This is a genomic window from Nocardioides secundeburneus, from assembly GCF_039939255.1.
Taxonomy (GTDB): Bacteria; Actinomycetota; Actinomycetes; order Propionibacteriales; family Nocardioidaceae; genus Nocardioides.
Genome location: NZ_JBDUUE010000008.1, coordinates 23,866 through 36,329 on the forward strand (window position 1 = coordinate 23,866; position 12,464 = coordinate 36,329).

Genomic DNA, 12,464 nt, shown 5'->3' on the forward strand with positions numbered 1-12,464 from the left:
CACGTCGTGAGCGGTGAGACGGGCGAAACGCCCTGAGGTTTCGGGCCTGGGAGGGCGGCTTCCGTAGACTCGCCGATCGTGCCAGACGCAACGACGCCGCCCGGTTCGACCGACCCGACTCCTGAGCAGGACCTGCCCGACCTGGTGGTCGTCGGCTCCGGCTTCTTCGGGCTCACGATCGCCGAGCGGTGCGCGGCCGACCTCGGCCTGAAGGTGCTCGTGCTCGAGCGTCGCTACCACCTCGGCGGCAACGCCTACTCGGAGTTCGACGCCGAGACCGGCATCGAGGTGCACAAGTACGGCACCCACCTGTTCCACACCTCCAACGAGCGGGTCTGGGAGTACGTCAACCGCTTCACCACGTTCACCAGCTACCGCCACCGCGTCTTCGGCAAGTACCAGGGCCAGGTCTACTCGCTGCCGATGAACCTCGGCCTGATCAACCAGTTCTTCGGCAAGGCCCACACCCCCGACGAGGCCCGGGCGCTCATCGCCGAGCAGGCCGCCGAGTTCGACACCGCGAGCGCGACCAACCTCGAGGAGAAGGCGATCAGCCTCATCGGCCGCCCGCTCTACGAGGCGTTCATCAAGGGCTACACCGCCAAGCAGTGGCAGACCGACCCCACCGAGCTGAGCGCCGACATCATCACCCGCCTCCCGGTGCGCTACACCTTCGCCGACGGCTGGTTCAACGACACCCACGAGGGCCTGCCCACCGACGGCTACACCGCCTGGCTCGAGCGCATGGCCGCGCACCCGAACATCACCGTGCAGCTCGACACCGACTTCCTCGACCCCTCGAACGGCGTCGCCGAGCGCTACAAGGGCAAGGTCCCGATCGTCTACACCGGCCCGGTCGACGAGTACTTCGACAACGTCGAGGGTCGCCTGTCGTGGCGCACCGTCGACCTCGAGCAGGAGACCGTCGACGTCGACGACTACCAGGGCACCGGCGTCGTCAACGCCAACGACCAGGAGGTCCCGTTCACCCGGGTGCTGGAGTTCAAGCACCTCCACCCCGAGCGCACCTACCTGCCGGGCAAGACGATCGTCGTCCACGAGTACTCCCGCTTCGCCGAGGAGGGCGACGAGCCCTACTACCCGATCAACACCGCCGACGACCGCGCCAAGCTCCTGAAGTACCGCGAGCTGGCCAAGAAGGAGCCGATGGTGCTGTTCGGCGGCAGACTGGGCACCTACAAGTACCTCGACATGCACATGGCCATCGGCTCCGCCCTGTCCATGTACGACAACAAGCTGCGCCCGCACTTCGCCGAGGGTGCGCCGCTCACCTCCGGAGGTGTGGACGAGTGACCACGACGACCACGACGACCACGACGACCACGGCGACCCTCGCCGACGGCGGGACGGCGCACGTCCGGCGGCTGCTGCAGCGCCAGATCATGCCGGTCGACCGCGACTTCGACGTCCTCCCGCTCTACGTCGACCCCGAGGCCGCCGTCCTCGACGCCGACAAGTACGAGATCGGCAGCAACCGCAATGCCCAGGAGATCAACGCCGCGGGCATGCGCAAGGGTGTCACCACCGGCGCGACGATCCACCTCGACCAGATCGAGTCGCGCACCGCCCTGCGGGTCGCCTCGGGCGAGCGGCTGTCGTTCGGCACCTACTTCAACGCCTTCCCGGCCGCCTACTGGCGCCGGTGGAGCGTGGTGTCCGACGTGCGCCTGGTCGTCACGGTGCGGGGCGCGGGCGCGACGGTGATCGTCTACAAGTCGATGGCGCGTGGCAACAGCCAGCGCGTCGACTCGGTCGTCACCGCCTCCGGCGAGGCCGAGTCGTTCAGCTTCGACCTCTCCCTCAAGCCGTTCGTCGACGGCGGCTGGTACTGGTACGACGTCGTGGCCGGCGACGGCGACGTCGTCGTCGAGGGCGCCGAGTGGAGCGCCGAGGTGCCGGCCGACCGCGCCGAGCACGGCACCGTCGACGTCTGCATCACGACCATGAACCGCCCCGACTTCTGCGCCAAGCTGCTCGGTCAGATCGGCGACGACGAGGCGTTGCGTCCCTACCTCGACACCGTCTTCGTCATGGAGCAGGGCAAGCAGCTCGTCACCGACTCCGAGGAGTTCCCCTACGCCGAGAAGTCGCTCGGCGACAAGCTGCGCGTGCTCGTGCAGGGCAACCTCGGCGGGTCCGGCGGCTACGCACGTGGCCAGCTCGAGTCGGTCCGCAAGGGCACCGCCACCTACGCGCTCATGATGGACGACGACGTCGTCTGCGAGCCCGAGGGCGTCATCCGCGCCGTCACCTTCGGCGACCTGGCCCGCCGTCCCACGATCGTCGGCGGCCACATGTTCAACCTCTACTCCCGCTCGCGCATGCACAGCTTCGGCGAGATCGTGCAGCCGTGGCGCTTCTGGTGGCAGTCGGCGCCCAACGTCTTCACCGACTGGGACTTCGCGGCCCGCAACCTGCGCTCCACCCGGTGGATGCACCAGCGCGTCGATGTCGACTTCAACGGCTGGTTCATGTGCCTCATCCCGCGCGTCGTGCTCGACGACATCGGCCTGTCGCTGCCGGTCTTCATCAAGTGGGACGACTCCGAGTACGGCCTGCGCGCCAAGGCCGCGGGCTACCCGACCGTCACGTTCCCCGGTGCCGCGGTGTGGCACATCCCGTGGTCGGACAAGAACGACGCGCTCGACTGGCAGGCCTACTTCCACGTGCGCAACCGGTTCGTGGCCGCGCTCCTGCACTCGCCCTACCCCAACGGCGGTCGGATGGTGCGCGAGAGCCGCAACCACCAGATCGCCCACCTGGTCGCGATGCAGTACTCCACGGTCGAGATCCGCCACCAGGCGCTGCTCGACGTGCTCGCCGGCCCGGGTCAGCTGCACGCCGACCTGCCCACCAAGCTGCCCGAGGTCAACGCCTTCCGCAAGCAGTTCACCGACGCCCAGCTGCAGTCCGACCCCGACGTCTTCCCCGCCGTCAAGCGCACGAAGCCGCCGCGCAAGGGCCGCGACGGCACCGAGGTGCCCAAGCGCCGTCAGCTGCTGCTCAGTGCCGCCCTGCAGCCGCTGCGCCAGCTCAAGACCCCCCGGCCGCTCTCGCGCCAGCACCCCGAGGCCGAGGTCCGGGCGATGGACGCCAAGTGGTACCGCCTCGGGCGCTACGACTCGGCGATCGTGTCGATGAACGACGGCACGTCGGCCGCGCTCTACCAGCGCGACCCCGCGCACTTCCGCGACCTCGTCAAGCGCACGGTCGAGATCCACGAGAAGCTGCGCCGCGAGTGGCCGCGCCTCGCCGAGGAGTACCGCGCCGCGCTCGGCGACATCACCTCGCCCGAGGCGTGGGAGCAGACGTTCGAGCCCTGGACCGGCGCCGGTCCCGAGGCGGGCACCGATGACTGACGTCGCCGACCCGGCGACCGCCGTCGGCGCCGTCGACGAGGCCGACCTGCCGCCGCTGCGGCCGCCGTCGGCCGACAACGGTCTCGCGGGCGTGTTCCGACGGCGCTACCTGCTCAAGCTCCTGGTGCGTCGCGAGGTGATCGCGCGCTACCAGGGCTCGGTGCTGGGCCTGCTGTGGAGCTACATCAACCCGCTCAGCCAGTTCTTCATCTACTACTTCATCATGGGGGCGATCTTCCAGCTCCACACGGACATCCCCAACTTCGCCATCCACATCTTCTCGGCGCTGGTGATCGTGCACTTCTTCGCCGAGACGCTCAACGCCGGCGTCCGCGCGATCGTGCGCAACCGGGGCCTCGTGGTGAAGATGGCGATGCCGCGGGAGATGTTCCCGGTGGCCACCATGCTGGTCTCGCTGTGGCACGTGGTGCCGCAGCTGTTCATCCTGCTCGCCGCCACCCTGGTCTCCGGCTGGCGCCCCGACCTGTACGGCATGGCCTGCTTCGTCGTCGCCGTCCTGATGATCATGATGCTCGGCACGGGGCTCGCCCTGCTGTTCAGCGCCGCCAACGTGTTCTTCCGCGACGTCGGCAGTGCGATCACCATCATCGTCAACGTCATCCGCTTCGGCGTCCCGATGATCTACAGCTACGAGATGGTCCAGGACCGCTTCGGCTGGTTCGCCCAGTACTACCTGTGGAACCCGATCGCCGACGCCGTCATCCTCTTCCAGCGGGCCTTCTGGACCGGGGCCGACAACAACACCGGCAACGAGATCGTGATGCCCGACCACATCCTCTACTGGGGCCTGGGCATGCTCGGGGTGAGCGCCGTCGTGCTGCTCATCGGCCAGCTGGTCTTCAGCCGGCTGGAGAACAAGATCCCCGAGAGGCTCTGAGCATGGTCGACTCGATCCGCGTCGAGCACGCCACGAAGACGTTCACCAAGCGCTACCAGCGCACCATCAAGGAGATCACCGTCGCCAAGCTGCGCGGTGAGAAGACCCTCGACGAGTTCCGCGCGATCGACGACGTCTCGTTCACCGTCGAGCAGGGCGAGTCCATCGGCCTGATGGGCCTCAACGGCTCGGGCAAGAGCACGCTGCTCAAGATGATCAACGGGGTCATGCGCCCCGACGAGGGCAGCATCCTCACGCGGGGCACCATCGCCGGGCTCATCGCCACCGGCGCCGGCTTCCACCAGCAGCTCAGCGGACGCGACAACCTGATCCTCAACGCCGCGATCCTCGGCATGAGCGAGAAGGAGACCAGGCGCAAGTTCGACTCGATCGTGGAGTTCTCCGGCCTCGAGGACAAGCTCGACACCCAGGTCGGGCACTACTCGTCCGGGCAGAGCGCGCGCCTCGGCTTCGCGATCGCGATCCACGTCGACTCCGACATCTTCCTCGCCGACGAGGTGCTGGCCGTCGGTGACAAGCCCTTCAAGCGCAAGTGCCTCAAGCGCATGCGCGAGATCCGCGACTCCGGTCGCACCCTGTTCTACGTCTCCCACGCGGCCGGCTCGGTGCGCAAGATGTGCACGCGGGTGCTCGTCCTCCAAGACGGCCGGCTGGTCTACGACGGCCCGGTCGACGAGGGCATCAAGTTCCTCAACTACGAGGACGACGACGCCGACGAGGAGCTGACCGACAGCGAGCTCGGCGCCGACATCTGATCGGACGGCGCCGCACGCCTCCCCGCCCGCACGCCCAGGACGGTCCCGGGGCGCGTCGGCCCCTGTGGACGACGGACGTCCCCAGGTCTCGCGGGGGAGCGCGCCGGAGCTCTGCGGGGTGGATGCGTGGCGCCGGGCGCTCTCCACCGGATATCCCCAGAAAACTCCACAGATGCACGGCGTGTCGGCTGGAAATTACAGGATTGTAGTTACTCAGATCCTCTTCCCAGGGCGTGTGACGGATGTGAAAGTTGCTTCTCGTGTGACTCTTCCCCCGCACACTGGAGCTGATCTTTCCCATGTACTTCCCCCGTCGCCCCCGCACGCCCGACGACACCCGTGACGCCTCTTCCCCGAGTCGGATCCGGTTCGTCACGACCTGCCAGCAGCTGCTGGTGCTCGGCGTGATCCTGGCCGTCCTGACGCCGGCCGCGAACGTCATCTCGATCGACTTCGGCCCCGCCCCGGAGCGGGCCGACGGTGACCCCGGCACCGGAGCAGCCGAGCTGCCCCAGATGTCGATGGCCGCCTACTCGGCGGTCCAGCAGAAGCCGGTGGCGGTGCCCACCGCGCCGGTCGACCCCGTCGTCCGCGAGGTGCCGCTGACCGCGCCCGCCGGCGCCCGGGTCGCGCCCGGCCGGCTCGCGGTCGCCAAGGCCACCGTCGGACGACGCTCGGGCACGCAGCGCATCGTGAGCACGCCGCAGAAGGTGACCGGCTACGGCGCCGTCGGCCTGACCTGGCAGCACGGGACCCGGATCGCCGACGACCAGATCAAGGTCAAGGTGCGTACGCAGGACGCACGTGGGTGGTCCAAGTGGACCAAGATGGAGTACCACGACGAGCACGGCCCCGACCCGGACTCGAAGGAGGGGCGTCGCGCCCGTCCCGGCACCGACGAGCTGCTCGTCGGCACGGTCGCCCACGTGCAGGTCAAGGTCGTGACCAAGAAGGTCGTCCCCGCCGACCTCAAGCTCGCCGTCATCGACCCGGGCGTCGCCACCGCCACCGCCAAGCAGCTGCCGGCCATCGACACCGCCTCGCTGGGCAGCGCGGCCGACCGCGACATCCCCGCCGACACCCCCGCCGACAGCCCCAACGGCGTCGAGACCTCCGACGGCGAGATCGAGCTCGCCGCCAAGGTGACCCCGAAGCCGACGATCTACTCCCGGGCGCAGTGGGGCGCCGACGAGCGTCTGCGCGACCCGGGCTCGCTGCGCTACTTCGAGGTGCACGCCGGGTTCGTGCACCACACGGTGAACGCCAACAACTACCAGGCCGCCGACGTGCCGGCGATCCTGCGCGGCATCTACGCCTACCACACCAAGTCCCGCGGCTGGTCCGACGTCGGCTACAACTACCTCGTCGACCGGTTCGGCCGCATCTGGGAGGGCCGCGCGGGCGGTGTCGACCGGCCCGTCGTGGGCGCCCACACCCTGGGCTACAACGACGACTCGTTCGCCATGTCGGCCATCGGCAACTTCGAGACCGCACAGCCGACCTCGGCGATGGTGCAGGCCTACGGGGCCCTGTTCGCGTGGAAGCTCGCGCTGCACGGCGTCAACGCCGCCTCGACCCGCCAGTTCGTCACCAGCCGGAACTTCCAGGCCATCAACGGTCACCGCGACGCCGGCTCGACGGCGTGCCCGGGCAAGTACCTCTACGCCAAGCTGCCCCAGATCCGCGCCCTCGCCGCCGGTGCCCAGGTCGGCTTCGCCGGGCGTCAGCTGCGCACGAGCCTGGTGCCGGGCCCGGTCCCCGACCTCGTGGTGCGGCGCCGGACCGACGGGCAGGGGTTCGTCGTCCCGCTGAACCGCACCGCGGGCAAGGTGAGCAAGCGGACGCCCATCAAGGCCGGCCTCAACCTCTCGACGCAGAACCTCCTGCTGAACGCGGGCGACTGGAACGGCGACGGAAAGGTCGACATCATCACCCGTCGCACCTCCGACGGCGTCCTCGCCATGCGTCCGGGCCTCGGCAACGGCCGCTTCGGGCCCGCGGTCCTGCTCGGACGGGGGTTCAACAACGTCGAGCTGCTGGCCGCGGTCGGCGACGTGACCGGCGACGGGAAGCCCGACCTCATGGGGCAGCCGCGCGGCAGCTCCATGCGGATCTACCCCGGGCGCGGGGCCACGACGCTCGGCGCCTCCTACGTCGCCTACAGCCGGATCACCGCCAGTGCCCACATCGCCGGCGGGCTCTGGGACGGCGACGGCGCGCCCGACAGCCTCATGCGGGTCGGCAACCGACTCGTCCTCTACACCGGCAACGGGCCCGGCGGGTTCACCGGCAAGCGGACGCTGAGCCTCGACGTCACCCCCTACGACCAGATCCGGGGCGTCAGCGACGTCAACGGTGACGGCCACACCGACCTGCTCGTGCGGCGCACGGCGACCGGTGAGCTGCTGCTCATCACAGCCACCGCGACCGGGTTCGGCCGACCGGTCTCGATCGGGACCGGCTACAACTCCTTCGACCTGATCGGCTAGCGCCGACACACGGACAGGAGCCCACGGACGCCCGGGTCGTTCAGGCAGGGAAGCGGGCGGTGGCGCGCTCGGCGACGTAGATCGCCTCGAGTCGCTCCCGCGCGGCCTGCACGACCAGGACGACGGAACCGCCGCGCTGCAGCGGTTCGACGAAGGAGGCGACACCTGGTGGGGAAGCCGGGTTCACCTCCGACAGGAGACGGCCGCCGTCGGTGACGAGAGTCCCGGCGGCGGTCGTCGCGTGTGCCGGCGTCCAGAGCTCGTCGTGGGTGATGGGGGAGCCGTCGAGGTCGTGCGCGACGTCGGCGCCCGTCGGCGGGTCCCAGGCGGTGAACGCGTCGGGTTGCGACCACACCTCGACCCCGAGGTCGTGGACGCCGGGCGGGACGCCGTCGGCGAAGCGCGTGGCCATCGGGTGCAGCGCGGTGGCGACCACCACGAGGTCGTCGGCGCGCCCGGCCCAGGTCGCGAGCGACGCCGGGCCGCACACGACGGCGTCGGGGGCGTCGTCCTCGGTGACGACGAGGCCGGCCGTCCAGGCGGCGCCGAGCACCACCGGCCCCAGCCAGTGCGTGGGCAGGTCGACCCGGATCGTCTGGCCCTTCTCGAGGTCGAGCTCGTCGACGAGCAGGCTCGCGGTCTTGGCCACCCAGTTGGCGTAGGTGGTCACCGACAGCTCGGTGCGCTCGCCGCTCGCGTCGTCGTAGAAGGTGACCAGCGGCCGGCCCGGCTCGCGGCGCAACAGGTCGTCGAGGACATCGGTGAAGGTGGTCACGGCACCAGTCTGGCGAACCCCCGTGCCGGCTGCGGCTCGTGCCCTACGGTTGCCGCCATGACGGACGAGATCGCGCCCATCGAGAACTTCTGGGCCGTCGTGCCCGCGGGGGGCGCCGGCACGCGCCTGTGGCCGCTCTCGCGCTCGACGTCACCGAAGTTCCTGCGCGACCTCACCGGCACCGGACGATCGCTCCTCCAGGGCACCTACGACCGCCTGGCGCCGCTCGTCGACGACCGGTTCATGGTCGTGACCGGCCAGGCCCACCGCGACGCCGTCGCCGACCAGCTGCCCGAGGTCGACCGCGACGAGATCGTGGCCGAGCCCTCCGCCCGCGACTCGATGGCCGCGATCGGTCTCGCCGCGGCGCTGCTCGAGCGCCGCGACCCCGACGCCGTCATGGGCTCGTTCGCCGCCGACCACGTGATCACCGACCCGGCCGCCTTCGGCGGATCCGTGCGGACGGCGGTCGCGGCCGCGCGCGACGGCTGGCTCGTCACGATCGGCATCGAGCCGACGTTCCCGTCGTCGGCGTTCGGCTACATCCACCTCGGCGGCGACCTCGGGGGGCACGCCGGCGTCCACGCCGTCGAGTCGTTCGTCGAGAAGCCGTCGGTCAGCGTCGCGGAGGGCTACCTGGCCACCGGCCGCTACCGGTGGAACGCCGGCATGTTCGTCGTGCGCCCGGGCGTGCTGCTCGACCTGCTCGCCGCCGACGACCCGGCGTTCGCCGCCGCCCTGCGTGCGATCGCCGCTGATCCGACGACGCTCGAGGCGGCGTGGCCCGCGCTGCCCAAGGTCGCCCTCGACCACGCCGTCGCCGAGCCCGCCGCGGCCGCCGGTCGCGTGGTCGTCGTCCCGGCCGCGTTCGGCTGGGACGACATCGGCGACTTTGACTCCCTCGCCGGCCTGCTCGAGGACGCCGACCGCGCCGAGGTCACGGTGCTCGGCGAGGCCGCGCTGGTGCACGCCGCCCAGGCCACCGGGCTCGTCGTCCCCGCCGGCGGCAAGGTCGTGGCCGTCATCGGCCTCGACGACGTGGTCGTCGTCGACACCCCCGACGCGCTCCTGGTCACCACCCGGGCCCGGGCACAGGACGTCAAGGCGGTCGTGAACGCCCTCAAGGACAGCGGCCGGGGCGAGCTCACCTAGCGCCGAGCCCGACAAGCACGCGCGCCGGGCCCCCGCGAGGGGAGCCCGGCGCCACGGTGCACCGATCAGGGACCGATCAGGGAATCGTCGCCTCGGGGGCGTCGGTGTAGGGGTAGGTGTCCATGAAGTCGACCAGGGCCTGCCCGGAGACCTCGCTGCAGTACTGCCACACACCGGTGGAGTTGGTGGTGTCGCCCTTCCAGTGCGTGAAGGCGACGTGCTGGTCGTCGGGGAACTTCGCGCCGTCCTCGTCGTCGGAGGTCCAGGGCGCGGCGATGAACTTGTTGCGGAAGTTCCGCTCGTCGCCCGACTCCTTGAACTTGGTCGCGATGGCCTTGATCTTGGCGAGCTCGCCGGCGCTGTCGGCGATGGTCTGGTCGTACCACATGATCGTGTAGCCGTGCTCGAGGTTGTGCACGAGCGCCTCGAGCGGCGGGCGGTCGTCGGCCTCGTAGAACTTCTCGCTGTAGGCGGCCGGGGCGACGCCGGCGACGTTCCAGTGGGCGCCGAAGGCCGGCGGGGCGGTGTCGTAGGTGACCGTCTGGGGCTGGTCGACGTGGTTGCCGACGTCGGTGCCCTCCTTCTCGATCACGTCCTGGCACACGTCGGGACCGGCGCCGATCTCGTTGACCGGGGTGTCGGCGTAGGCCGAGACCCGGAACCGCTCGAAGACGACGGGACCGGCGGCGACGCCGATGATGACCAGGGCGATGAGCACGGCGCCGGCGACGATCGCGTTGCCGCGTCGCTTCTCACCGGTGCGCTGCTTCTTGAGGGTCTCGTCGATCAGCCGCTGACGGTCGGTCTTGGCGGTCTTCGAGAGCTTCGACGGCTTGGCCACGCTCGGCATACCTCTTCCGGGTTCGGGGAACCCGGAGAGTCTACGGAGTCGACCTGGCAAAACGCAGATCGGCGTCGTCGTCGTGCCCGGCGACGGGCAGCCACCCGTGCGCGAAGGCCAGGACGACGGCCCGCTCGCCCGCCCCGCGCGGGACCTCGACCACGTGACGGTCGGTCGTGGCCACCACGCCGAGCACCGCGTGCAGCAGGCCGACGAGCTCGTCGGCCTCGACGGCGGCGCCGAACGGCGCGACGTCGTCGGGCTCGCCGCGGAGCGCCCGGACGACGGCCTCGCGGGCGCCGTAGCCGAACAGGTCGGCGCCCTCGGCACGCACCAGCGAGCCGGCGCCGGCACCGTGCTCGCCGGCGGGCAGCACGAGGTCGGCCCGGCCACGGACGACGGCGAACGGGCGTCCGCCGAGCTTGCCCTGGGCGAGCTCGGCGAGGCCGGCGATCTCGTCGGCGACGGCCGGCGCCGTGACGGCGAGCTCGTTGCCGTGGGCGTCGACCCGGCCCGCGAAGCTCTCGGCGACCACCAGCCCGGCGGCGCCGATGGCGATGTCGGTCTGCCCCTCGCGCCAGGCCCGCCCGGCGGTGTCGGTGACGACGACGCCGACGTTGCGCCCGGTGCGCTCGAGCAGCGCGACGCGCAGCCGGCGCGCCGAGGCGTCGGGGTCGAGGGGGAGGAGCACCGCGGAGCCGAGCTCGACGTTGGAGTTGTCGATGCCGGCGGCGGCGAGGGTGAGGCCGTGGTGGGTGCGCACGATCGTGGTCGGGCCGCGCCGGGCGACGACCCGCGCCGTCTCGGCGGCCAGGTGCTCGTCGCGACTGCCGGTCACGACCCGGCCCTCGGCCTTGCTGACCACCTTGCTGGTGACGACGGCGACGTCACCGTCGCCCAGAGCGTCGGCGTCGAGGGCGGTGAGGGCGGTGAGCAGCAGCTCGGCGAGGTCGGCGCCCTCGGTGACCTCGGGGACTCCGTCGGGGGCGGTCGCGGAGACCGTCACGCGGGGCCCCGGCCGACCAGCTCGACCGCCGCGGCCACCATCGCGGCGGTGGCGCCGACGTCGGTCATCAGCAGCGGGACGGCGGCGCACGGCAGCCCGCCGGCCTGCACGCGGGCCACCTGGTCGGCGTCCTGCTCGTCGACGAGCCAGCCGTCGAGCACGCCGGTCTCGGAGGCGGTGCGCGAGCCGTAGTGCAGCCCGACGGCTCCGGCGCCGACCTCGACGCCGATCGAGGTGAGCATCTGGTGGGCCATGCCGCGCACGTGGTTGCCGCCGATGATCGGCGACAGGCCGACCACGGGGGCGCTCGTGGCCCGGACGGCCTCACGGATGCCCGGGACGCCGAGGATGGTGCCGACCGAGACGACGGGGTTGGAGGGCGGCAGGACGACGAGGTCGGCGTCGGTGATCGCCTCGACCACCCCGGGGGCGGGGGAGCTGTCGTCGAGCCCGACGACCACGACGGTCTCGGCGGGCACCTCGGCGCGCAGGCGCACCCAGTACTCCTGGAAGTGCACGACGCCGCGTCCGCTCGGGGTGGTGTCGTCGGCGACGGCCACGTGGGTCTCGACCCGGTCGTCGGTCATCGGCAGCAGCCGGACGCCGGGCTGCCAGCGGTTGCACAGCGCCCGGGTGACCTCGGAGAGCGGGTAGCCGGCGTCGAGCATCTGAGTGCGGACGAGGTGGGTGGCGATGTCGCGGTCGCCGAGGCCGAACCACGTGGGCTCGACGCCGTATGCGGCCAGCTCGTCCTTGACGCGCCACGACTCGTCGCGGCGTCCCCAGCCGCGGTCGAGGTCGATGCCGTCGCCGAGGGTGTACATCACAGTGTCGAGGTCGGGGCAGATCTTCAGCCCGTGCATCCACAGGTCGTCGGCGGTGTTCGCGACGACGGTGACCTCGGCGTCGGCGGCGACGCCGGGCAGGGTGCCGGCCGCGATCCCGTGCAGCAGACCTTGCAGGAACCGGGCTCCGCCCATGCCTCCCGAGAGCACCGTGACACGTGAGATGGACCGCTCCGACATGACCTCTACTGTGCCGCGTGCCCCGTCGGGCCGGGCCACCGGTCCAGCCCCAGGGGTCTGGCCGGGTGCGTATATCACTGTTCCGCTTGACTTCCCGGTATGACAGGCATGTAATTCCTTCA

General features: G+C 70.9%; 10 protein-coding genes. 6 read left to right on the plus strand and 4 right to left on the minus strand.

Features of this window, described 5'->3' with window-relative positions; all coding sequences use genetic code 11:
* The first annotated feature begins 78 nt into the window (after positions 1-78).
* The 5 genes from glf to ABFT23_RS20790 all read left to right on the plus strand — a co-directional run bounded on the left by glf (position 79) and on the right by ABFT23_RS20790 (position 7,543).
* On the plus strand, positions 79-1,314 hold the full coding sequence (glf, locus tag ABFT23_RS20770) for a UDP-galactopyranose mutase (RefSeq protein ID WP_347898697.1): 1,236 nt from the start codon (positions 79-81) through the stop codon (positions 1,312-1,314).
* Entirely contained in the window at positions 1,311-3,380 is a 2,070-nt protein-coding gene (locus ABFT23_RS20775) for a glycosyltransferase (RefSeq protein ID WP_347898699.1), read from the plus strand. The genes glf and ABFT23_RS20775 overlap by 4 nt, the downstream gene beginning before the upstream one ends.
* Positions 3,373-4,278 (plus strand): ABC transporter permease, encoded by a 906-nt coding sequence (locus ABFT23_RS20780; protein WP_347898701.1) that lies wholly within the window; start codon positions 3,373-3,375, stop codon positions 4,276-4,278. The genes ABFT23_RS20775 and ABFT23_RS20780 overlap by 8 nt, the downstream gene beginning before the upstream one ends.
* 2 nt (positions 4,279-4,280) lie before the next feature.
* A complete protein-coding gene (locus ABFT23_RS20785; protein WP_347898702.1) occupies positions 4,281-5,054 on the plus strand; it encodes an ABC transporter ATP-binding protein in 774 nt (257 codons plus the stop codon).
* A gap of 299 nt (positions 5,055-5,353) precedes the next feature.
* On the plus strand, positions 5,354-7,543 hold the full coding sequence (locus tag ABFT23_RS20790) for an N-acetylmuramoyl-L-alanine amidase (RefSeq protein ID WP_347898704.1): 2,190 nt from the start codon (positions 5,354-5,356) through the stop codon (positions 7,541-7,543).
* 40 nt (positions 7,544-7,583) lie between these two features.
* Here the strand turns inward: ABFT23_RS20790 and ABFT23_RS20795 are convergent, their stop codons facing one another.
* Positions 7,584-8,318 (minus strand): TIGR03089 family protein, encoded by a 735-nt coding sequence (locus tag ABFT23_RS20795; RefSeq protein ID WP_347898706.1) that lies wholly within the window; start codon positions 8,316-8,318, stop codon positions 7,584-7,586.
* 57 nt (positions 8,319-8,375) lie between these two features.
* On the opposite strand from ABFT23_RS20795, the gene ABFT23_RS20800 reads away from it, so the two are divergent.
* A complete protein-coding gene (locus ABFT23_RS20800; RefSeq protein ID WP_347898708.1) occupies positions 8,376-9,470 on the plus strand; it encodes a mannose-1-phosphate guanylyltransferase in 1,095 nt (364 codons plus the stop codon).
* A gap of 76 nt (positions 9,471-9,546) precedes the next feature.
* Here ABFT23_RS20800 and ABFT23_RS20805 read toward each other — a convergent pair whose 3' ends face one another.
* Genes ABFT23_RS20805 through cofD form a run of 3 tightly spaced genes read right to left on the minus strand, consistent with a single transcriptional unit; the run spans position 9,547 to position 12,342 of the window.
* A complete protein-coding gene (locus ABFT23_RS20805) occupies positions 9,547-10,311 on the minus strand; it encodes a DUF3105 domain-containing protein (RefSeq protein ID WP_347898710.1) in 765 nt (254 codons plus the stop codon).
* Positions 10,312-10,351: 40 nt separating this feature from the next.
* Complete coding sequence (locus ABFT23_RS20810) at positions 10,352-11,317, minus strand: coenzyme F420-0:L-glutamate ligase (protein WP_347898712.1); 966 nt, start codon at positions 11,315-11,317, stop codon at positions 10,352-10,354.
* On the minus strand, positions 11,314-12,342 hold the full coding sequence (gene cofD / locus ABFT23_RS20815) for a 2-phospho-L-lactate transferase (RefSeq protein WP_347898714.1): 1,029 nt from the start codon (positions 12,340-12,342) through the stop codon (positions 11,314-11,316). The genes ABFT23_RS20810 and cofD overlap by 4 nt, the downstream gene beginning before the upstream one ends.
* Positions 12,343-12,464 lie beyond the last annotated feature (122 nt).